A 19,473-nucleotide genomic window follows, 5' to 3' on the forward strand; every position below is an offset into this window, starting at 1 on the left:
CGACGCTCCTCGCGCTCCGGACTGATAGCCATGGTCTCCATGATGTTCTCCTTCGAGATGAACCTCACCCCTTACACAGACCATCTGATACCCCCCTGCTCACCACCCAACGACGCGCCCGCCGGGGCCGGCCAAGGCTGCGCGAGCTCGCGCAACGCCGCGACATCGACGCGCGCGTATCCCGCGGTCGTCAGCGGCGTCGCGTGGCGCAACACTTGACCGATCGCGTTCAGCGGGACGACAGCTGCGACCATCTGCTCACCGAGGGTGTGCCGCAGCCGGTGCGGTCCGAGCCGTTCCAGGCCCGCCCGGTCGCAGGCGCGTTCGACGATCCCGCCGACCGCTTCCCGTGTCAGCGGACGCAGTGGTGCCCGGTCCGCGGCGAACACCTCCCGGAACCCGGCGTCGGCGGGGCGCGCGCCCCGCAGGTAGGCCACGATCGCTTCGCCGACCTCGTGCGGCAACGGAAGATGCTCGTCACGGTTGCCCTTCCCGCGCACCAGCAGGACCCCGCGTCGCCAGTCGAGGTCGTCCAACCTCAGCCGAGCGACCTCGACCGCGCGCAGCCCGAGACGGGCCAGCAGCAACAGCACCGCATAATCACGCACTCCCGCGCCGGTGTCCCGGTCGCAGTGGGCCAGCAGCGCTGTCACGTCGTCGCGGCTGACGCCGACCGGCAGCCTCGACGGCTGCGGGTGGCGGATCACCAGTGTCGCCGCCGACAGGTCGTGGCTCGTGATGCCAGCGATGAACCAGAACCGCAGCAGCGAACGCAGCGTGTATCCAAACGCCTTCACCGACACCGGCCTGCGCGAAGTTCCCTCGTCCAGCAGCGCCCGTGTCACCCCCGCCGCAGTCAGCGCATCGACACCTGCGGCGGGAACATGAGTTGCCCAGAACCGGCGTGCCCGGGCCATGTTCGCCGCAATCGTCGAGTCCGCCAGACGGCGCTCCTCACGCAGATACTCCCCGAAGCGGACCAGCTCCACCGGATCAGTGGGCACCCGGACCACGGCCGACGCAGCGGGGACCGCTCCCTCCCCAGCGAGCCAGACCAACAGCGGCCCGAGAGCCTTCCGCGAGAACAATCCCGTGTGCGAGCGGCGCCGCTCCGCGAGAAACAACTCGACCTGCCCCGGCGTCAACGAGCCCGCGTCCGTGCCCTGCGCCTGAAGCCACCGGCTCAGATGCGCCAGCAGACGCAACTGGTTCATCAACGACTTCTGTGTGAACCCCCGTCGCACCAGCTCGTCCTCGAACGGGACGGCGACGCCCTCCAGCGGGCCGGTGACCAGCACACCTCGACCGTCGATCTCGATCCTGACCATGATCAACTCCTGTCTCCTCAACTTGAGGAGACCAGCCGATCAGCACCGCCTGATTATGCCGACAACCGGAGCCCGCCCACCGCCGCTGACCTGGACCGTCCGAGCATCATCGGCATAACCACGACCACGGCATAACAGCAGACGATGCAGACATCGGCGACACCACGGTTGCGCAGCTCCGTGAGCATGTTCATCCACTGCTTCGCGCCCTCCCCGCCGGTCGGTCCCATCCACAACCCGAGAACGTCACGGTGACCCTCGAGATCGATGCCGACAGCGACGTAGACAGGCCGGTTGGCGACCTGCCCGCCGCGGACCTTGATCACGAGCGCGTCGATCAGAACCACGGGATAGACGACGTCCAGCGGACGGGCTTGCCATTCCTGCATGTCGCCGAGCACCTTGTCGGTCACCGTCGACACCAGATCACGAGAGACGTCTGATCCGTAGAGATCGGAGAGGTGCTTGGCGATATCGCTTTTGCTTGCCGGCGGCGGCGCAATAGGAGCGGCCATGCGCCCCGCACTCGAGACCAGCGCAGAGACGGTAACGAATCCCATTCCCTGCAACCTGAGGCTCGTATGGGACCGCTCTGAGCAGACGTTTCAGGCCGTCTACGAAGACTCGGCGATGATCAGCTATACGCCTACGTACGGTCGCGTGGCGAACCTCTCCTGCACGGATGCCGAGATGCTCGAGTGGCAGGGCCAGCGGGAAGCGGACGGCCAGGACTCAGACGTCTGCCGCCCTGTGCTCCAGAGCGACGTCGCGGGCAACGCGTACCCGATCGGCTGCGCCAGCCCGACGATGGTGGTGACCGGTGAGCCTCGCTGAGTCCGTCGCCGCCCGACTGCGGAGCCCGGAGTTCGACTCGTGGATGGCCGGCGCGGCGAGAACCGGATACTGCTCCAATCCGGTGCGGCTCTCCGGCTCGTCGTCGACACTGCATCCCGGAACCGGTGAAGTGCTCAGCGAATTCAGCAGCACCTCCCAGCCGGACGGGCTGACGTACACCCGCTGCGGCAACCGTCGATCCCGTCGGTGCGAGTCCTGCAGTCACGAATACAAGGGCGACACGTGGCACATGATCATGGCGGGTGCAGCCGGTGGGATGAAGGGTGTTCCGGAGCGAATCGCCGAGCATCCGATGGTCTTCGTCACGTTGACCGCGCCATCGTTCGGCACGGTGCACTCGACCTCACGCTCACGCATTCATGGCACCTGCGAGCATGGTCGCCCTCGAGGCTGCCGCTGTGGTCATGAACCGGGGGATCTGCTGCTGGGCGACCCGATGTGCGACGACTGCTACGACTACGAGGCGCACATCGTGTGGCAGTACTTCGCTCCAGAGCTCTGGCGACGGTTCACGATCCAGCTTCGTCGCAGTCTCGCGCACGAGCTCGGCCTCACCCAACGAGCCGCAGCCGAGATCGTACGGGTGCAGTTCGCCAAGGTCGCGGAGTTCCAGCGACGGGGCGCCGTGCATTTCCACGCGATCATTCGACTCGACGGTGTCAGCCTGGATGAAGAGTTCCCAGCCGCTCCGCGCGAGGTGACGGAGGTGCACCTGAGTGCCGCTATCCGATCAGCGGTACGTCTTGTCGCCTACGCCGCCCCGCCGCTCACGTCTGGTGCTGAGCCACGCACGTTGCGATGGGGTGCTCAGATCGACGTCCAACCGATCGTGCGGCGCGACGGGCTCGACGGAACGCTCTCCGACCGGGCCGTGGCTGCATACATCGCGAAGTACGCGACCAAGGCGACGGAAGACCTTGATGGCGGCGTCGGCGCACGGATGCACATTCGCAGGCTCAAGGAAATCTCGACCCGGATGGGTGAAACCGGCGACGCGGATGGCCCATATGCGCTGCTGCCCAAGTGGGCTCACATGCTCGGCTTCCGAGGTCACTTCTCCTCGAAGTCGCGTCGCTACTCCGTCACTCTCGGGTCCCTTCGCGGCGCTCGTCAGCGGTGGAGACTCGACCGCATTGTCGAGCGCGCCCAGAGCGACGGGCACGACGTTGAAGAGGTGCTCGTCATCGGTTCGTGGAGCTTCGCAGGCATGGGATGGCGATCCGACGGCGACCGGTCGCTCGCGACCGAAGCGGCTCGAGCTGCGCGGGAATGGCGGGACGGGCGACGGGTCCGTTTCGAAGACGAGAAAGGGGAGAAGGATGCGCAACGCAACTGAACTCGTGGACGAGCGAGCCGACGTCGATCCGTTGAGATCGACAAGTACATGACGAGGAGGGAGGTCGCCGAGCGCTGCCGCGTTCCGCTCTCCACGTTCGACTCGCTGAGGCGACAGGCACGCGTGCCATTTCCGGATGCTCACGTGGGCAAGCACATGCTGTGGCGGACATCGACGATCGAAGCGTTCCTGGATGCTGGAGGCACTCGTGTCCTCTCATAGCTCGCGGATCGATCCAAAGACCCGAAAACCACTGCCTGAGGGCATCCGCTACCGCGCCGATCGGAACAAGTATCAGGTGCGTGTGTGGGCCGTCGGCATGAACGGCGAGGACCGCGAACGCAGCTTCCTCGTCGACACGCTTGCAGAGGCGAAGAAGGTCCGCAGCGAAGCGCGTTTGACCGTTCGCCCCGAAGGCGGGATGACACTCAACGCCTGGCACACGAGGTACTGGCCGGTCCTCACGGAAGGGATCCGCCCCGCGACCGAAGCGGCGTATGAACGGGGATGGCGCCTTCGGGTGCAGCCCTGGCTCGGGCATCGCCGGATTGAGACGATCTCGGTCTCCGACATAGACGGAGCCATCGCTGAGTGGAGCGGGTCAGCCTCGACTCGTAATGACGCTCTCGCGCTGCTCAGCCGTCTGCTGGAAGGTGCAGCTCGAGCAGGAATCATCGTCGCGAATCCTGTCCGTCTGGCGCGCAGGCCGCGGCCTGAGCGAGCGGAGAGCGTTCGATCCCGAGCGCTGAACACGGCTGAGGTCACGGTGATGCTCGACTTCGTCGGCGAAGGCCCGCATCGTGACTATCTTGCGGCGCTGGTCTACACCGGGATGCGCGCGGGAGAGGCCAGTGCACTGCGAGTGAGCGACGTCGATCTCGATCACGGCGTCATTAACGTGCGGCGGAGCTTCTCGCCTGCGGGTGGGGGCAAGGTGAGAGAACAGTCGCCGAAAAGCCACAAGGAGCGCACCGTTCCGCTTCCGGCGGCGCTGCGCCCGATCCTGATGCGACGCCTGGATGGCCTCGGCCGGAATGAGCTCGTCTTCACCGGTGCTCGGGGCGGCAGGCTCAACCCCTCGAACGTTCGGCGGGCCGTCGACTGGGATGGGCTGCGGTCCAGGCTCGAGCGTCCGGACCTGCGCATCCATGATCCTCGCCACACACTCGCGACGCTGCTGTTCGACGCAGGGGCGGCCGCGAACGACGTCCAGGCCATCCTCGGGCACTCGTCGATGCAGGTGACCGAGAAGTACAGCCGCGCGCGGTCGGATGCCGCCGTGCGAGCGAACGGTGCACTTGACCGCCTGCTGGGCGGAACCCGAGCAGAAGCGACTGAAGGAGAGAAACGATGAACATGAACGTTGGCCCCTACCGGTACACGAGTCTCACGGCCGCGATCGGCGATCGGACCTCACCCCTGCGACAGCTGCTGGCCGCGGAGTTCCCGAACACGCGCCTGATTCAGGCCGAGTATCGTGCTGCGCGACCGACCCTCCGCGTCGAAGGCGGATCATCGAATCCGGGCACGCTGGGCGGAGCATTCGACTACGTCATGCGGTTCCGGCTGGATCCCTCCTACAGCGCCGACATCGCACGGTTGGCTTTCCTTGGCGACGAGGATGACCTCGCCAACATCGACGCAGTGATCGTGGCAGCTCAGGTCGCGCAGTCGATCGGGGATCACTCAACTGTCTTCCGGGCGTCGTGGGCGCTGTCGCTGCTCACCGAGGTCTACAGGATCGGGCTTGCCGGGGGATCGCCGCTGGCCGCGCTGCGTAAAGACGCCACGTTCGATGCCATGCACCTGCTTGACCTGGCCCCGGAGGACGCGATCCGCCAGCTGGGCTCCCTCGCCACGGTTGCCGAGACGGCGCTGATTCCGAACGTCGTGGGACCGTTCCGGATCGGGCCAATCTTCGACGGATCTGCATTGTGCGCTGCGGACGCCGACATCATTGCGGGCGATCTGCTCCTCGATCTCAAGACGAGGCTCGGTGACAAGGTCAAGAGGGCTGGCGGACGCTCGGACACCTTGCGGATCCAGGACCTTCTGCAGCTGGTCGGCTATGCGCTCTTCGATCGCTCCGACGCTTACGGCATCGCACGAGTGGGCATTTACTCGGCCAGGTTTGGACACATGATCGTGTGGGACCTCGACGAGATGCTCGAGAAGCTCGCAGGGCGGCCCGTCGATCTCAGCGATATGCGGGAACGAGTCTGGGCGGTTCTTGGAGGAGACTCCGATGACGAGTGAGAATCGGCCTGCGGGTGCAGCAATCGACATGAAGCAGGCGCTGATGGTCTGTGCGCTCGAGGAGTATCGAACGTTGCTGCTCGGCAATCAGGAGACCGCGGTGTCGGCCACCGAAGCCGCGTACTTTGATCAGATGATCGAGCTCGTTGATGAGATGCTCCGCGACCTGAACGCGGACGGCCGATAGGGGCGCTGCCATGGTGCAGATCGAGTTTCGCGAACGGATCGTCGGCAGCGCCGTGCGCCGCGTGGTTGGAACGCTGACCGTGATTGCGGAACTCAACACCTACACGGTCTCCGGCAGCCTTCCGCTGGAGGAGCTCCCGATTCTCGACCGCGTGATGCCCGGCGCGCGCCTGTGGCTCCACGACGATCCATCGCGATGGGCACACAAGTGCCGCCGGCTGTTCCGCAGCGGATACGTCGTCGCGGTTCAGGTTGACTCGGCTGACTCCTGATGCCGTGCCACCTGGCTTGGCGATGCTCTACTGAGCCTCTCCAGGAGCGCCGCCCCCGACGGCTCTCGGCTTCTTTGGGCAAGCGGATCGAGAAGCTCTCGCAGTCGAGTCGGACGCAGCAGAATCCCTCGTTGAACCGCCTGCGCGACGGCATCGGATACGAGCGAGAGATCCTCCCACGATTCGACGAGGTCCGCGATCGTCCGTTCGACGGTCATGGACGGCATGCCGTCGACGAACACGGTGTCTTCGGCCTCCAGCGAGCGGATCCGGGTTCGAACCCCGTCGATCCTCGTGGTCCGTCGAGTGGTGGCGACGAACTCGGATGCTCCAGGGAACCAGTCGCCGATCTCGTGCAGCGCCGCTGCCGACCTCCCCGCTGCGACCAGGGATGCCGTGCCGCCGAGAGCGAGCCAGTGCACTCTGATGGTGTCGATCTCGAGCATGGCCGCCGGTGTGCCGGCCATCCGGTAGACCCCTTGCGCGAGACGCTCGAGGGCACCGGATGCTGTGAGGCTCGAGAGGGTCTTGCGAGAGACACCGACCTCGGCGGCTTGCGCCGTCGTGACCATTCCCCAGCGTCCGGCCGCGATCGTGCCGAGCTTTGCAATGGTGGAACCAGCCATACAGCATTTGTACCCTGAATAATGGACAAAAGCTGTCATCTTTCGGCCTGTCGCGTTGGTCGGTGTCGGCTGACGGACCTAGATTTGGACTGTGCCTTTCCGTCCCGCTGACCGCGTCTACGTCGACGAATCGAAAGCGCGGGGCTACTACGTCGTTGCGACGGCCGCGGTGGTCGGTGATGTGCAAGCAGCCGAACGAGTGTTGCGTGGGCTCCTCAAACCAGGACAGCGGCGAATCCACTTCAAGAGCGAGAGCGACAGCCGGCGGCGTCTGATCCTGTCCCGTATGTGTGCTCTTGATGTTCGTGTGTCCGTGTGGGTTGTGAAGCATCGCGCGGACAAGGACGCCCGCCCGTTGTCTTTTAGTGCGCTAATCGGCGAGGCCGCGCGTGATGGCATCGATCAGATGATCATCGAGCGCGACGAATCCGTGGAGCGGGCCGATCGCCGTTTGATCGCTGAGATCCTGCGTCGCGAGGGAACTGCAGGCTTCCGGTATCTGCATGCCGCTCCGCATGAGTATCCGCTGCTCTGGGTGAGCGACGCCGTAGCCTGGTGCTACTCGAGCGGGGGAGACTGGATCCGGCGCGTGGAGAGTCTCGTCGAGACCCGCGTCACGCGGCTTTAGAAACACGTGAGCCTGGCTCGTCGTACCGTCCGGAAGACTGCCAGGCTCCGAGGGCTACTGCCCGCCGTGCTTCAAGTGTACCTCGAACACGCGCTTAAATGGCTGGCGATTAGGCAGCTAAATCTGTGCGCCAGGGGGAGCGGGGCACTTCGCTACCGGCACAAAACCGGCACAACGCCTCCGACGGCCCGCTTCAGTGTGTTCTTCGTCTCGCTGCGATCGCTCCGCAACCGGGCCTTTCGGGAGGCTCAAAGACCCAGGAGGCTTGGCTCAGAAACTGTCCCTCACCAGGGCAAAGCAAAACCCCCGCCATGTAGAAGCTAGGCGAGGGTTTCTGGGACCGTTGTAACGACGGTCCGTGTGGCTCCGACGGGCGTCGATCCCGTGACCTCACGATTTTCAGTTGTATTCGCGGGGTCGGTTGGTGCTTACGAGTGCTCGTTCGCCGCGTGATTTCGCGGAAGTGGTGCTCGTTGGTGGGGGCTGGTCGTGGGTATTTTCAGCCGGGTTCCCGGCCCGGGACCGGCCCAGAGTGGTTCACTCGTCGGCGGCGCTGTAGTCGCGCAACGCGAGGAAATCCACCTCGTTCAGGAAGTGACAGAAGGGCAAGTGGCGGGGCGGGGTCTGGCGGAGAAAGTCAGCGAACCAGAGAGGCTTTGCACCGCTCCAGGTTGCAATTTCGAGCTTGGCCAGATGCCGTCGGAACACGAGCTCGAGCGCCGGCAACAGGTCCGTGTCTCCGCTGAAGACGATTGCGACATCGAACGCTCCGTCCAGAGCGCCCTCGGTGAGTCCAACTGCCAGAGCGACATCGATGCCCTTCTCGCGCGCAGTGAAAGTGCCGTCGTCCCAGAAGTCGTACTTGAGGTCTCGCCGTATGACATGGACTCGTTCGTCTTCAGACCAGGCCTCCGCCTGCAGGTCGTTCGAACTGGCGGGCTTCGGCTGATGCTCGGGAACGGGCCTTCCACGGAAGACCCACACGTCAGTGAGCTCACCGGCGAAGCGTCGTTTGGAGACGAGCGCTTCCGCGACCTTCAGCGGATCGAGCACCGTCTCGTACTTCGGCTGGCCGACCCCACCGAAGAGACCGTGCCCGGTGCGATGCGCGTTCTCGTAGTCGATGAACACTGCAACCCGATCAGCCATGATCCACCCCTGGTAAAAAAAGCCCCACCAATCCGCGAGGACGGTGGGGAGCAATGCCTCATTTCTACCAGACGAACCTGGGAGCGCGTCAAGTTGGCTCTGTGATCGGTGGCAGGGCGTCACGGCGTGGAGGGGGCAGTCGAGTGAGTCTGTCGAGAGCGGCTCGGGGCCTCGACGATCGCCGACTTCTCGGGTATACAGGACTCTAGGCGGGAGCGTGCGAAATCGAAGCGAGTGTCCGAGCCTGTCGATAGCTTCAAGACGAACACAGTTAGATGAGTTGAGGGCCAATCTGAATGACTAATACGGCAAGCGAGACGACCTCGGGTGTCGCCGCGGACTCGGAGCCTGTCGCAGGCGCCGCAAATCTCGGCTCTGTATCAATCGGTCAGCTCGAGGACTGGCAGCCGTTGCTGGCCGATCCGACCTTGTCCTTCACCGCCGGCGACGCGCGCTCCACCGGCCTTCCGGACAACTCCGTTGACATGATCGTGACTTCGCCACCGTACTGGAACAAGCGCGACTACGGTCACGATGACCAGATCGGCCTCGAAGCTACCGCTGAGGCTTACGTCGGTTCCATCCTCGACTGTCTCGATGAGTGGAAGCGCGTCCTTCGTCCGCACGGTTCGGTGTTCCTCAACGTCGGGGACACCTATCACAACAAGTCGCTCCTCGGGATCCCCGGACGAATCGAGTGGGATGCGGTCAATAAGGGCGGTTGGCTAGTTCGCAACAGGATCATCTGGGCGAAAGACTCTGGGATGCCCGACCCGGTCAAGAACCGGCTAGCCAATCGTCACGAGTACGTCATCCATCTGACGTACAAGCCGAGCTACTACTACGACCTTGTCGGGTACTCAGAAGTCGTCGGCAACGGCGCCAATCCGGGCGACGTGTGGACGATCAACCCGGAACGCAACATGGGCGCTCACCTGGCTCCGTACCCCAAAGAGCTTGTGCGTCGCGCGATTCTTCTGGGGGCGCCGCAGCAGGTGTGCGAGACGTGTGGAGTGCCCCGGCAGCGAGTGATTGAACGGACTTCCGAACTAGATCCCAACCGCCCGCAGGCGAAGCGAGCGATGGAGCTCGCCAGAGAGCACGGCCTGACTGACGCCCATATCCGAGCGATTCAAGCGTTCGGGGTCTCGGACGTCGGCAAGGCGACGAAGTTCCAGAACGGTACCGGCCGAAACACCGCGGAGGTGCAGAGGCTCGCGGCCGAGGCGAAGGAGGCCCTCGGCGGGTACTTTCGCGAGTTCACCTTCGCGAAGAAGCGCACGGTCGGTTGGACCGACTGTGGGCATAACACTCCCGCAAGAGGCATTGTCCTAGACCCATTCGCGGGTACCGGAACTACACTGAAAACGGCGGTCGCCGAGGGGCGGGACGCTATCGGAGTTGACCTCGTGCCATTGATGAATCAGCCTGAGATCGGGGCGTCGGAGCCTTCGAGGCGAGCAAGGTAGGCAACTACCTCAGCCATATCTTCCAGCGACGCGTCCATAGTTTCGTCGAGTGACAGATCGAGGCGATAGTCGTACACATCGATGGTCCGGACTCGTCCAACGTAGACGAGCCCCTTCTTGCCTCGAATCCAGGGGTGGATCAGCAGTGCGAACGGTAGGTCATACCGCAACGCATAAGTGACGGCTTGCTCAACTTCTCCGCGTTCTGGAAGCGTATCGATCGTGTGTGACCTCTGGCCGTGTGCCGTGTTCTTGACCTCCGCGATTAACAGCGCCTTGCCGTCGGGTCGAGCGACAACTATGTCGGGTTGAGCTTTTCCAGCGTCAGTGGTGGCCAGCGCTTCGAGTGCGCTGCCGCGCACATGAGGAAGCTCGTCGGGCACGTCGTAGAAATCAACGCGCCCCTCCGTATTGCCGTCGAGCACTGAGGCTAACCATGACCGCGCTGCCGCGGCTCGCACGAGACTCACCCGGACAAAGCTCTCAAAGAGCTGGTTTGTGTCTATGAGCATGGACCCCAGTTGCACATCGTCCCCATCGAGCTCCAGGGCTAGACCTACTCCGCGCACAATGAGCACCGAAAGGTCCAAGACCCTTCTGTAGTACGACCGTGAGTCTGGGAGCGGATTGAGCCCAGCGACTTGAGGGTCAGCCAAGAACAGGTGGTATTCGTCGTACGGCACCGCATCGAAAGCCATTAGCAGCCCGGAGAGTTTCGCTAGCCTCGTCCGATCGCCTTTGCGGGGGTGGTCGCGCTGCTGTTTCAGATGCGTGTGGACAATCTCCATAGCGGCCTTGATGCAGCGATTCTCAGGAGTATCGATGGTGCGCTCGAACCACGAGAATGAGGCGCGGTTCGGAATCCCGCGCGCTGCATGTCGTTGCACCGTCTGTGTCATGTTGATACGACCGTGGGGGTAGTGACCCTCGGCGGTCATATCGCGATACTCGCGAATCATCCCCGCATCGAGAACCTCATCGACGTACTCGATCAGCGCATCTGTGTACACCCTCATCGCCCAGTCGTCGGCAGTGCCCCGCCCTGAGTAGTCGCGGAACGCGGACAAAGCCATCACCGAATGGCCTGTGTCGATGACCATGCGCGTGAGGTTTCCGATTGGCACACGCGGCTTGACCCGCACGACCAACCGATCGTTGATGGGGATTACGCCGACGTAGGAAGTGGCTTGGAGGCGCAACTGCCCCTTCTGGAACGACGCGCGGAGGACATCACGGTTGTCGATCTCCGAGTTGAAGACGGTCTGGTGCCCGTCGCCCACCCATAGATCGGGATCAACGTCGATGTGATCGTACTCAGCGCACTCGACGACGGTCAGTTGGTCCGTCTGTGGTGCCACGGCTAGGCTCCGGGCCCCGTTTCGACAGCGATATCGGTGTCTAGGACGACGTCAGCGCGGACGAACATGTTTCGCCACGCCGCCTCGAGATCGTTGCGAGTGCTTTCGTCTCTTCGGAACGCGCGCTGCACAAGGTAACGAAGCTGGTAGCTCCAGACATCGTCCAGCGAGTTCTCGTCGGAAGCGCTCGAGAAGTACGCATGGCCGACCGCTGCAGCGGGATTCTTCTGAGCGTGGCTATTGATGCGGGAGAACCACCCGATCAGCTTTTGCCGCAGTGTGGCTTCCATCCCGCTCGCCGTTAGCATCTCGGCCAGCAGATCCTTGTCGGGGTCCATCGTGATCTTGGCAAATCGGCGTTCGAACGCTGCATCCACTTCGTCAACGCCGCGATCGAACGGGTTCATCGTGGCGAGGATTACCAGGTTCGACGGGACTCTGATGGAGAGCCCGTTGGCAAGGGTGAAGGTGAGCTCCCTTTTCGTCCGTTCCACATACGTCAGAGCCTCCCCGAAGACTCGCCCGACGTCGGCCCTTGAGAGCTCATCGATGACCAGTACGTAGGTGTGCTCCCGATCGGTGTCGGCAGCGCGGACGAGCTCGAGGAATGGACCAGGTCTTTCTTTGAAGCCGTTCGTCGTGGGTACGAAGCCGATCATGAAGTCTTCGTACTGGTAGCTGGCGTGAAACTGCACGAAACGCACTCTGTCATCAACGCCATCGGCCAGAACGCGCGCGGATTCGGCGGCGTAGTAGGACTTGGATGTTCCGGGAGGTCCAGTGAAGATCACGCCGCCGAAGAGGGACGAGAGCCTCACTACCTCGCGAATTACTGGGTTGTCGGAGTTCGCTTCGGGGGCATCCGGCGCCGAAGATCCCCCATGGCTAGTAGCTTTCGCCATGACTCCGATACCGAGGTCATCGGCAGAAATCTCGCGTACCGAGGGGACGAGCGATTCAAGCATTTGTCTCCTCGAGATCGGTCATCTCCGTTGACAGGAGTGCGTCATTCGGCGCGGCCTGCGGTTCGAACCACTCAAGGTCGATGCCAGGCGTCTCGGTGTGGAAAAGCTTGTGGAACTCATCGTCCGCCTCAGCAGGATAGTCAAACTTGCTTCGGAAGCCGGCCACTACGTCCGCCTCGCTTGGTTCGCCGGTTATGTGAAAGCCGTCGTTGCGAAGGAAGTAGGCTCCCAGCGCCAGCGCGGAAGTGCGCTTGCCGTACAGCATCTGGTCAAATGCGAGATCTACGTGGTTGGGCGGAAGTACATATGCACTCTCGCTCGCGCCGAGCCAGCCGCCTCCCTGTAGCCGACGGATTGAGCCCGGCGACCAACTGCCCGGAATGTTCCTGGATCGCCAAAAACTCGGGAGTGGCATCTTTGTACGGTCGCCGCGGTCGATCAACGGGAAGTAATACGGCTTGGTGGGGTTGCCGGGCATGGTGATGAGGGCGAGCAGCTCCGGGTCCGACGCGGACGCATTCTCCAGTGTGCCTGCGCGGTCGAGGGCGCGAATGTAGAGGTACATCACGAACGTCGGGTGCAAGCGCTGCACTCCGAGAGCGTCGATGCTCCAGCGGACAGCCGCGCTCGTAAGTACCTGCACCGGTGGGGAGTCGCCTTCTGCCACGTGCCGACACTATCGGAGTCTCGGTTGCTCCTCATTGCTAGAGGACCGTATGGTGCGGATCTGGTGTGGCCGAGGAGCGCCCGGACCGCAGCGAAGCGAGGACCGGACGCACCGCAGTGCCACACCAGACCCGCCGGCCGTCAGGCCGGCCTTGAACGAGTAAGGAAAGTTCTCACACATCGTCCTTCGAATGCGAGCTGTCGAGGCGCCGACGAGCATCGCGGGTTCGGCGGGCCTTGTCCGATTCATCGCTGCCGGCGATCTTGTGCCGTAGCGAGTTGAGCTCTCTCAGGTCGAAGCCGTCGGAGTCCTTCATCGCTTGAGCTGCTGCAGCCACCGGGCCGCCCAAGTCGACGAGGTCGCTGAAAGAGACCGACGGGAACGCGAGGAGGATGGCCTCCGCATCAGGGTGCGGTGACAACAAAGATGCCACGGCGTCGACTGTGCCCGAGGAGTACCTGCGGATAAAGCCCTGTGAGCTTGTGTCTTGCGCTCTGGCGAGATCCGAGATGACGGGACGCGGGTTGTGAAACTTGTGAGCGTACGCGGAGAGCAGGGCTCGGAGATCGGTGGCCGCCTTTGCGGTCTTGTGGGCGGAGCCGATCGCGCGGCGGAGCTCGTCCTGCACGTCGCCTGGCTTGTCGGGCCACTTCAGGCGCTCCGCGCGTTTGGCTTCGGCTGCCGCCTTCTTTGCCATGATGCGCGCGAGATCGACGATCACCGGGGGGACGGTACCCCAGGCCAGGTCTAGCTCGTCGTCCACAGCGCCTCCACTAGATAGAGGCTACAGCTGACGTTACGGCGCATTCGGAACGCGAATCTCGGCAACGTCTGCGTAAGTAATAAACAAATGTTGACATGATGCACAACTGTGAGGCAGACTGGCGCCAACGGTAGCCAATCGAAAGGAACAGAAATGGCACTCAAATCAGCAATCCCGGTCGACTTCGACACGTTCTTCCCCTACGGGGCGTATGTCGTCGGCGAGGTGGAGCCCGTCGTGAAGTGGTCGGAGGACGGCGACCGGCAGGGACAGGATCTCGACAAGGTCACCGGGCATCCCATCTGGCGGGTCCGCGTCATCGATGCCGACCCCGAGGCGCGGAAGGGTCAGGCAGAACTCATGGTCAAGATCGCGAGCGTCACCGAGCCGCAGCTTCCGCCCGAGCTCAACGGGTTGCCGTTCCGTCCGACCGTCTTCGAAGGGCTTTCGGTTACTCCCTACGTCCCGGAAGGTCAGGGCCGCGGCCGCGTCGCGTACTCGCTCCGTGCGCGCGTGATGAAGCCGGCGCCCAAGTCGCGGGGTGCCGAATAATGCGAACTACCGTGCCGCGCGATCTGCGTAGCTGGGGCGACGAGATCGGCGTTCTCCTGCGTCGCTGGTGGTGGGCCGCGGCGATCGTCGTGGTCGTCTCGTGGCTTCCGCCGGTACCGGTCGTGCAGGTTGCGTTCAACTTCGGATGTCTGGCGCTCGTCCTCCTGCTCGGCCTTTGGCTGACTGTGACGGCGCTCCGGATGCCGCGCCGTGCAGACGAGAAGTGGAAGCGCGAGGTCTCGCGCAACATTCTCTCGAGCTGGCCCAGCGTTGCGATGCGCGTCGGACTCGGTGTCCCCGGGTACGGCACGCGCGGCATGGTGGTTCCCGCAATCAGCGCTCCGGTGTGGGAGGGCTGGACCTGTGTCGTCGGCGTCGCCCTCCCGCAAGGGCTCGGGCGTGAGCACCTACAGGCGTAGGCGGACCTTCTCGCGCAAGCCTTCGGTGCACGGCGTGCGACCGTCCATGGCGAGCACATCGGTGCGATGGCGCTCCGGTTCGAGTTCGTCGATGCGCTCGAGTTCGCGTTCTCCCTCGACCTGCCCGCGGCGTGGGACGGGAAGACGGTCCCGATGGGCAGAGACGCCGCCGGTCGTCTGTGGTCGCTCCGCCTCGGTCCCCACACCCTTGTGGCCGGCGCGTCGGGCAGCGGCAAAGCCTCGCTGGTGTGGGGTCTGCTTCTCGGACTGGCCGAACCCATTCACAGCGGCCTCGTCGAGGTGTGGGGGATCGACCGCAAGGGCGGGATGGAGCTCGCCCTCGGGGAATCGCTGCTGACACGGTTCGCAGCAGACGCTGAGCGCTCGGTGATCCTGCTCGAGGATGCCGTCGCCGCGATGCAGCAGCGAGCGAAGGACCTCGCGGGCAAAACGCGACAGCACGTCGCGACCGTCGACAGCCCGACGATCGTCGTGCTGATCGACGAGCTCGCGGCGCTCACCGCATACGAGACCGACCGTGATCTGGGCCGTCGGGCCAACGCCGCGCTCGCGAATCTCGCCTCTCAGGGGCGTGCTGTCGGGTTCATCGTGTTCGCCTGCCTCCAAGATCCGCGCAAGGAGACGCTGCCTGCGCGCGGGCTCTTCACCCAGACTGTCGGGCTGCGCCTCCGTGATCGCATGGAGACCGCGATGGTCCTCGGCGACGGAGCCGTGGCGGCAGGTGCCCGGTGTCACGAGATCTCGCCCACGACACCGGGCGTTGCGTACGTCCTCCCTGAAGACGGCCGCCCGCCTGAGCGCGTCCGCGCCGGCCTGATCACCGATGACATGATCCACGACATCTCGGCACAGTACGCCGCACCGCGGCAGGTGCCTGTCGTCCTCCCTGAACCTCCCGCTCCTGAGGAGCGTCAGCCTCGCCCACCCCGGGCGCCGCGACCCCCGCGACGCGCGTCACGAAAGGAAACCGCATCATGAACCACATCCGTGGCCTCGCATCGGCCGCCATCGTCGGCCTCGTCGCGGCGCTCGTCTTGTCGAGCTGTGCCGCACTGGCTGAAACCGCGTCACCGACACCGAGCCGCCAGACGACGGGGACGCGCCCCGCAGACGTCCTCGCGCCGTGCAACCTGGGGGAGAAGTGGGACAGCTCCGCGATGCTCGTGGTCGCGCGTTACGACGCGCCCGCTGTCGACGACAGCCTGCTCGACGACTACGGCCCGACCATCGCGAACGACTCGTGCTCGGACGCGGCGATCATCAAGTGGCAGGAGCTGCGCCGCGAGACCGGCGAGAGCGATGAGATCTGCCGCATCACCTGGTACGACGACCCGTTCATGGGCCTCACCTACCCGATCGGCTGCGCGGTGCCCGTGGTGGTGGTGACCGATGCGTCTCGATGAGTCTGTCGCGCGGCGGCTCCGTAGCGAGGAGTACGACCGCTGGATGCACAACGTCGCGTCGACGGGGTACTGCGACAACCCTGTGCGTCTCGTCGGATCCTCGACGACGCTCCACGAGGCATCCGGCGAGGTCCTCTCGGAGTACTCGTCGGCGAGCGAACCGGACGGCGTCACGTTCACTCGGTGCGGCAATCGACGCGCCACGCGCTGCGAGTCGTGCAGCCACGAGTACAAGGGCGATACCTGGCACATGATCATGGCCGGCGCCGCTGGCGGCATGAAGGACGTGCCTAAAGAGGTCGCCGAGCACCCGATGGTTTTTCTCACGCTCACGGCTCCGTCGTTCGGAGCGGTGCACACGACCGCCGTCGACCGTCGCACCGGCGTCTGCGAGCACGGCAAGCCGAGAGGATGCCGCTGCCACCATGACGACGACGATCCGCAGCGGGGTGATGCGGTGTGCGCCGGGTGCTACGACTACGTCGGTCACGTCGTCTGGCAGTACCACGCGCCCGAGTTGTGGCGTCGGTTCACGATTCGGCTGCGCCGCGAGCTGGCTCGATCGCTCGGCATGGCGCAGCACGCAGCGGCCCGCGTCGTACGGCTGCAGTTCGCGAAGGTCGCCGAGTTCCAGCGTCGGGGCGTCGTCCATTTCCACGCCATCATCCGGCTCGACGGCATCCATCCCGAGCTCCCTTTCCCGGCGCCGCCGGCCGCAGTGACGACCGATCACTTGGTGACCGCGATCCAGTCCGCGGTGAGGAAGACGAGCGTCGCTGCGGCTCCACTTCCTGGCGACGCCTGCCCTCGCACGCTCACCTGGGGCAAGCAGTTCGACGTGCGGCCGATCGTGCGCCGCGAGGGTCTCGACGGTGCACTCTCTGACCGCGCCGTGGCTGCGTACATCGCGAAGTACGCCACCAAAGCGACCGAAGACCTCGAGCCGACGGGCGCCGGCCGCGATCACATCAAGCGCATCAAGTCGACCGTTCGCGAGCTGGCGGTTGTCGTCGATCCCGAAGGACCGTACGAGCAGCTGCATCGCTGGGACGGGATGCTCGGCTTCCGAGGTCACTTCTCGACCAAGTCGCGCCGCTACTCGGTGACGCTCGGTTCGCTCCGCCGCGCGCGACGGACCTGGCGCCTCAAGCACCTGCTCGCGAAGACGAAGCCGGCCGAGGAGATCAGCCCCGACGAGGTGCTCGTCATCGGCTCATGGGCATATGCGGGCATGGGTTGGCTCACTGACGGCGACAGAGCACTCGCGAGAGAGGCAGCGGATGCCGCCCGACAGTGGCGCCATGACCGCGCACGAGACCGCAAGACCCCACCCACCGGAAGGAGTACGCCATGACCACCCACACGCTCGTCGACGACCCCGAGATCGACATCGCCGACCACGCCGAGCCGAACGACTACCTGACCCGACGGGAGGCCGCCGCGCTCTGCCGCGTGCCGCTCTCGACTTTCGACTCGCTGCGGCGCCAGAACCGGTTCCCGTTCCCCGACGCGCACATGGGTAAGCACATGCTGTGGCGCGCGTCCACGGTAGCCGCGTTCCTCGAGGCCGGCGGTACCCGCGGTGTCGGCTGATCGAGGCCAGCGGATCGACCCGAAGACGCGACGTCCGCTGCCCGAGGGCATCCGCTTCCGCAAGGATCGTGGGAAGTACCAAGTGCGCGTCTGGGCCATCGGATTGAACGGCGAGCAGCGCGAACGGTCGACCTACGTCGAGACGCTCGCCGAAGCCAAGAAGCTGCGTGCCGAGACGCTCACGCGACGCCATCCCGACGGAGACATGACGCTCACGCTGTGGCACTCGCGGCACTGGTCGGTCATCGAGGGCAGCGTGCGAGCCTCGACCGCTCGGGCGTACGAGCGCGGCTGGCGGCTGCGGGTGAAGCCCTGGCTCGGTCACGTGAAGCTCGAGAAGCTGACCGCAGGCGTCATCGAAGAGGCGATCGCCGGATGGGAGGGCAGCACCTCGACTCGGATAGATGCGCTCTCGGTGCTGAGCCGCCTGCTCGACGGTGCGGTGCGTGCGCACCTCGTGCCGTTGAACCAGGCGCGTCTCGCGCGACGGCCGAAGTCTGAGTCGGCGACGAGCCTGCGCTCGCGCGCACTCACGGCCGCTGAGGTGCCGACGCTCCTTGCCGCGATCGATGATGCGCACTATCGGCGCTATATCGCCGCTCTCGTGTACACCGGCATGCGCGCCAATGAGGCGACCGCATTGCGCATGGAAGACGTCGATCTTGCGCATCGGACGATTCACGTGCGTAGGGCATTCAGCATCGGCGCGGACGGTCGCGGGATCGAGCTGACGCCGAAGAGCCACAAGGAGCGGGACGTGCCGATCCCGACGCCGCTCGTCGCGCCGCTGACCGAGGCCATGGTCGGCAAGCACCGTGGCGATCTCGTCTTCACGGGTCCTCGCGGCGGACGGATCAACGCCTCCAACGTGCGCCGCGCGATCGACTGGAAGACGCTCCGTTCGAAGCTGCACCGCGACGACCTTCGACTTCACGATCTGCGCCACACGCTCGCCACGATGCTCTTCGACGCTGGCGCTTCGGCAAACGACGTCCAGGCGGTTCTCGGCCACTCGAGCATGCAGATGACCGAGCGCTACAGTCGCGCCCGTTCCGACGTTGCCCGTCGTGCCGCCGCCGCCATCGACTCGCTGTTCGGCGAGGGGGAGTGATGGACGTCCGCCACGAGCTCGACGAGTTGCTCGCCAACCCCGAATGCCACGCGATCCTCGTGAACGCGCTGGGGGAGTACCGCAGCCTGCTGCACCGCAACGCCGACGACTTCGCGGATGGGTTCGAGCTAGCGCACATCGAGCGCTCGCTCGCTCACATCGATGCGCTCCACGACGTCTTTGAGCGGTGGCCATGACTTCTTGAAATCTCCACGTCCGCGAAGAGCGCTCGCGGGGGCCTATACCCAGTGAACGACCAAATCGGCGTTCGGAAGGAGTTCATAATCATGGGAATCTCACGGAACAGCGACGGAAGTCTGTCTCTGACAGCAGATCGGCTGCCATCCGGCGTGTGGGGGTCGAACTTGCGAGTGATCCTCCCGCGGCCGAGGTGGGAAGAGCTCAGCCGGCGGACAGCCGACAGGGCAGGGCGCCTTTGTGAGGTCTGTCGGCAACCGTCCCGCTACGGCCACAGGACCCGCAATCCTGACTGTCACGAAATCTGGTCCTTCAACG

At 64.6% G+C, this 19,473-nt stretch carries 24 protein-coding genes; 16 read left to right on the forward strand and 8 right to left on the reverse strand.

Going from position 1 to position 19,473, the window contains the following annotated elements; genetic code table 11:
* Positions 1 to 71 precede the first annotated feature (71 nt).
* Both LOK55_RS12440 and LOK55_RS12445 read right to left on the reverse strand, forming a co-directional pair.
* The gene (locus tag LOK55_RS12440; RefSeq protein WP_229935606.1) at positions 72 to 1,328 is read right to left on the reverse strand and encodes a tyrosine-type recombinase/integrase; all 1,257 of its coding nucleotides are present in this window, start codon (positions 1,326 to 1,328) and stop codon (positions 72 to 74) included.
* A 53-nt stretch (positions 1,329 to 1,381) separates the two neighbouring features.
* Complete coding sequence (locus LOK55_RS12445) at positions 1,382 to 1,888, reverse strand: transposase (protein WP_229935607.1); 507 nt, start codon at positions 1,886 to 1,888, stop codon at positions 1,382 to 1,384.
* A gap of 70 nt (positions 1,889 to 1,958) precedes the next feature.
* On the opposite strand from LOK55_RS12445, the gene LOK55_RS12450 reads away from it, so the two are divergent.
* The 6 genes from LOK55_RS12450 (at position 1,959) to LOK55_RS12475 (ending at position 6,233) form a co-directional block, all read left to right on the forward strand.
* Positions 1,959 to 2,162 carry a hypothetical protein gene (locus tag LOK55_RS12450; RefSeq protein ID WP_229935608.1) on the forward strand — a complete coding sequence of 68 codons (204 nt, stop codon included), beginning with the start codon at positions 1,959 to 1,961 and terminating at the stop codon, positions 2,160 to 2,162.
* A 43-nt stretch (positions 2,163 to 2,205) separates the two neighbouring features.
* The gene (locus LOK55_RS12455; protein ID WP_229935609.1) at positions 2,206 to 3,519 is read left to right on the forward strand and encodes a replication initiator; all 1,314 of its coding nucleotides are present in this window, start codon (positions 2,206 to 2,208) and stop codon (positions 3,517 to 3,519) included.
* Positions 3,520 to 3,712: 193 nt separating this feature from the next.
* Positions 3,713 to 4,873, forward strand: a complete 1,161-nt coding sequence (locus LOK55_RS12460; protein ID WP_229935610.1) for a site-specific integrase — start codon at positions 3,713 to 3,715, stop codon at positions 4,871 to 4,873.
* A complete protein-coding gene (locus LOK55_RS12465) occupies positions 4,870 to 5,775 on the forward strand; it encodes a hypothetical protein (RefSeq protein WP_229935611.1) in 906 nt (301 codons plus the stop codon). The genes LOK55_RS12460 and LOK55_RS12465 overlap by 4 nt, the downstream gene beginning before the upstream one ends.
* Positions 5,765 to 5,962: a hypothetical protein gene (locus LOK55_RS12470; RefSeq protein ID WP_229935612.1), complete on the forward strand. Its 198-nt coding sequence runs from the start codon at positions 5,765 to 5,767 to the stop codon at positions 5,960 to 5,962. The genes LOK55_RS12465 and LOK55_RS12470 overlap by 11 nt, the downstream gene beginning before the upstream one ends.
* A gap of 10 nt (positions 5,963 to 5,972) precedes the next feature.
* Complete coding sequence (locus LOK55_RS12475; protein ID WP_229935613.1) at positions 5,973 to 6,233, forward strand: hypothetical protein; 261 nt, start codon at positions 5,973 to 5,975, stop codon at positions 6,231 to 6,233.
* On the opposite strand, the gene LOK55_RS12480 is transcribed toward LOK55_RS12475, so the two are convergent.
* Positions 6,209 to 6,859 carry a type IV toxin-antitoxin system AbiEi family antitoxin domain-containing protein gene (locus LOK55_RS12480; protein WP_229935614.1) on the reverse strand — a complete coding sequence of 217 codons (651 nt, stop codon included), beginning with the start codon at positions 6,857 to 6,859 and terminating at the stop codon, positions 6,209 to 6,211. The two genes, LOK55_RS12475 and LOK55_RS12480, sit on opposite strands and share 25 nt — an antisense overlap.
* Positions 6,860 to 6,950: 91 nt before the next feature.
* Between LOK55_RS12480 and LOK55_RS12485 the strand changes: the two genes are divergently transcribed.
* A complete protein-coding gene (locus tag LOK55_RS12485; protein WP_229935615.1) occupies positions 6,951 to 7,487 on the forward strand; it encodes a hypothetical protein in 537 nt (178 codons plus the stop codon).
* Between the two features lie 537 nt (positions 7,488 to 8,024).
* Here the strand turns inward: LOK55_RS12485 and LOK55_RS12490 are convergent.
* Positions 8,025 to 8,690: an NYN domain-containing protein gene (locus LOK55_RS12490; RefSeq protein WP_229935616.1), complete on the reverse strand. Its 666-nt coding sequence runs from the start codon at positions 8,688 to 8,690 to the stop codon at positions 8,025 to 8,027.
* Positions 8,691 to 8,932: 242 nt separating this feature from the next.
* On the opposite strand from LOK55_RS12490, the gene LOK55_RS12495 reads away from it, so the two are divergent.
* Positions 8,933 to 10,105 (forward strand): site-specific DNA-methyltransferase, encoded by a 1,173-nt coding sequence (locus tag LOK55_RS12495; protein WP_229935617.1) that lies wholly within the window; start codon positions 8,933 to 8,935, stop codon positions 10,103 to 10,105.
* Here LOK55_RS12495 and LOK55_RS12500 read toward each other — a convergent pair.
* From LOK55_RS12500 to LOK55_RS12515, 4 genes are all read right to left on the reverse strand, one after another.
* Positions 10,060 to 11,463, reverse strand: a complete 1,404-nt coding sequence (locus tag LOK55_RS12500) for an McrC family protein (RefSeq protein ID WP_229935618.1) — start codon at positions 11,461 to 11,463, stop codon at positions 10,060 to 10,062. The genes LOK55_RS12495 and LOK55_RS12500 overlap by 46 nt on opposite strands.
* A gap of 2 nt (positions 11,464 to 11,465) precedes the next feature.
* Positions 11,466 to 12,428, reverse strand: a complete 963-nt coding sequence (locus LOK55_RS12505) for an McrB family protein (RefSeq protein ID WP_229935619.1) — start codon at positions 12,426 to 12,428, stop codon at positions 11,466 to 11,468.
* Positions 12,421 to 13,095, reverse strand: a complete 675-nt coding sequence (locus LOK55_RS12510; RefSeq protein ID WP_229935620.1) for a hypothetical protein — start codon at positions 13,093 to 13,095, stop codon at positions 12,421 to 12,423. The genes LOK55_RS12505 and LOK55_RS12510 overlap by 8 nt, the downstream gene beginning before the upstream one ends.
* Before the next feature lie 172 nt (positions 13,096 to 13,267).
* Positions 13,268 to 13,816, reverse strand: coding sequence for a hypothetical protein (locus LOK55_RS12515; protein ID WP_229935621.1), 549 nt, complete (start codon positions 13,814 to 13,816; stop codon positions 13,268 to 13,270).
* Positions 13,817 to 14,011: 195 nt separating this feature from the next.
* On the opposite strand from LOK55_RS12515, the gene LOK55_RS12520 reads away from it, so the two are divergent.
* The 8 genes from LOK55_RS12520 (at position 14,012) to LOK55_RS12555 (ending at position 19,154) form a co-directional block, all read left to right on the forward strand.
* Positions 14,012 to 14,410: a plasmid replication, integration and excision activator gene (locus LOK55_RS12520; protein WP_229935622.1), complete on the forward strand. Its 399-nt coding sequence runs from the start codon at positions 14,012 to 14,014 to the stop codon at positions 14,408 to 14,410.
* A gap of 11 nt (positions 14,411 to 14,421) precedes the next feature.
* Positions 14,422 to 14,829 carry a hypothetical protein gene (locus LOK55_RS12525; protein ID WP_229935623.1) on the forward strand — a complete coding sequence of 136 codons (408 nt, stop codon included), beginning with the start codon at positions 14,422 to 14,424 and terminating at the stop codon, positions 14,827 to 14,829.
* A 66-nt stretch (positions 14,830 to 14,895) separates the two neighbouring features.
* Positions 14,896 to 15,828 (forward strand): FtsK/SpoIIIE domain-containing protein, encoded by a 933-nt coding sequence (locus tag LOK55_RS12530; protein WP_229935624.1) that lies wholly within the window; start codon positions 14,896 to 14,898, stop codon positions 15,826 to 15,828.
* On the forward strand, positions 15,825 to 16,253 hold the full coding sequence (locus tag LOK55_RS12535) for a hypothetical protein (protein ID WP_229935625.1): 429 nt from the start codon (positions 15,825 to 15,827) through the stop codon (positions 16,251 to 16,253). The genes LOK55_RS12530 and LOK55_RS12535 overlap by 4 nt, the downstream gene beginning before the upstream one ends.
* Before the next feature lie 43 nt (positions 16,254 to 16,296).
* Positions 16,297 to 17,607 (forward strand): replication initiator, encoded by a 1,311-nt coding sequence (locus LOK55_RS12540; protein ID WP_229935626.1) that lies wholly within the window; start codon positions 16,297 to 16,299, stop codon positions 17,605 to 17,607.
* A complete protein-coding gene (locus tag LOK55_RS12545) occupies positions 17,604 to 17,846 on the forward strand; it encodes an AlpA family transcriptional regulator (protein WP_229935627.1) in 243 nt (80 codons plus the stop codon). The genes LOK55_RS12540 and LOK55_RS12545 overlap by 4 nt, the downstream gene beginning before the upstream one ends.
* Positions 17,836 to 18,957 carry a site-specific integrase gene (locus tag LOK55_RS12550; protein WP_229935628.1) on the forward strand — a complete coding sequence of 374 codons (1,122 nt, stop codon included), beginning with the start codon at positions 17,836 to 17,838 and terminating at the stop codon, positions 18,955 to 18,957. The genes LOK55_RS12545 and LOK55_RS12550 overlap by 11 nt, the downstream gene beginning before the upstream one ends.
* Positions 18,957 to 19,154 carry a hypothetical protein gene (locus LOK55_RS12555; protein WP_229935629.1) on the forward strand — a complete coding sequence of 66 codons (198 nt, stop codon included), beginning with the start codon at positions 18,957 to 18,959 and terminating at the stop codon, positions 19,152 to 19,154. The genes LOK55_RS12550 and LOK55_RS12555 overlap by 1 nt, the downstream gene beginning before the upstream one ends.
* Positions 19,155 to 19,473 lie beyond the last annotated feature (319 nt).

It is taken from the genome of Microbacterium sp. F2E (assembly GCF_020905435.1).
Classification (GTDB): domain Bacteria; phylum Actinomycetota; class Actinomycetes; order Actinomycetales; family Microbacteriaceae; genus Microbacterium; species Microbacterium lacticum.

What these genes read in the sequence shown, in the direction of transcription:
- LOK55_RS12440 (WP_229935606.1), bottom strand. Translation starts at nt 1,328, where the DNA reads ATGGTCAGGATCGAGATCGACGGTCGAGGTGTGCTGGTCACCGGCCCG.
- LOK55_RS12445 (WP_229935607.1), bottom strand. Translation starts at nt 1,888, where the DNA reads ATGGGATTCGTTACCGTCTCTGCGCTGGTCTCGAGTGCGGGGCGCATG.
- LOK55_RS12450 (WP_229935608.1), top strand. Translation starts at nt 1,959, where the DNA reads ATGATCAGCTATACGCCTACGTACGGTCGCGTGGCGAACCTCTCCTGC.
- LOK55_RS12455 (WP_229935609.1), top strand. Translation starts at nt 2,206, where the DNA reads ATGGCCGGCGCGGCGAGAACCGGATACTGCTCCAATCCGGTGCGGCTC.
- LOK55_RS12460 (WP_229935610.1), top strand. Translation starts at nt 3,713, where the DNA reads ATGCTGGAGGCACTCGTGTCCTCTCATAGCTCGCGGATCGATCCAAAG.
- LOK55_RS12465 (WP_229935611.1), top strand. Translation starts at nt 4,870, where the DNA reads ATGAACATGAACGTTGGCCCCTACCGGTACACGAGTCTCACGGCCGCG.
- LOK55_RS12470 (WP_229935612.1), top strand. Translation starts at nt 5,765, where the DNA reads ATGACGAGTGAGAATCGGCCTGCGGGTGCAGCAATCGACATGAAGCAG.
- LOK55_RS12475 (WP_229935613.1), top strand. Translation starts at nt 5,973, where the DNA reads ATGGTGCAGATCGAGTTTCGCGAACGGATCGTCGGCAGCGCCGTGCGC.
- LOK55_RS12480 (WP_229935614.1), bottom strand. Translation starts at nt 6,859, where the DNA reads ATGGCTGGTTCCACCATTGCAAAGCTCGGCACGATCGCGGCCGGACGC.
- LOK55_RS12495 (WP_229935617.1), top strand. Translation starts at nt 8,933, where the DNA reads ATGACTAATACGGCAAGCGAGACGACCTCGGGTGTCGCCGCGGACTCG.
- LOK55_RS12505 (WP_229935619.1), bottom strand. Translation starts at nt 12,428, where the DNA reads ATGCTTGAATCGCTCGTCCCCTCGGTACGCGAGATTTCTGCCGATGAC.
- LOK55_RS12520 (WP_229935622.1), top strand. Translation starts at nt 14,012, where the DNA reads ATGGCACTCAAATCAGCAATCCCGGTCGACTTCGACACGTTCTTCCCC.
- LOK55_RS12530 (WP_229935624.1), top strand. Translation starts at nt 14,896, where the DNA reads ATGGCGCTCCGGTTCGAGTTCGTCGATGCGCTCGAGTTCGCGTTCTCC.
- LOK55_RS12535 (WP_229935625.1), top strand. Translation starts at nt 15,825, where the DNA reads ATGAACCACATCCGTGGCCTCGCATCGGCCGCCATCGTCGGCCTCGTC.
- LOK55_RS12540 (WP_229935626.1), top strand. Translation starts at nt 16,297, where the DNA reads ATGCACAACGTCGCGTCGACGGGGTACTGCGACAACCCTGTGCGTCTC.
- LOK55_RS12545 (WP_229935627.1), top strand. Translation starts at nt 17,604, where the DNA reads ATGACCACCCACACGCTCGTCGACGACCCCGAGATCGACATCGCCGAC.
- LOK55_RS12555 (WP_229935629.1), top strand. Translation starts at nt 18,957, where the DNA reads ATGGACGTCCGCCACGAGCTCGACGAGTTGCTCGCCAACCCCGAATGC.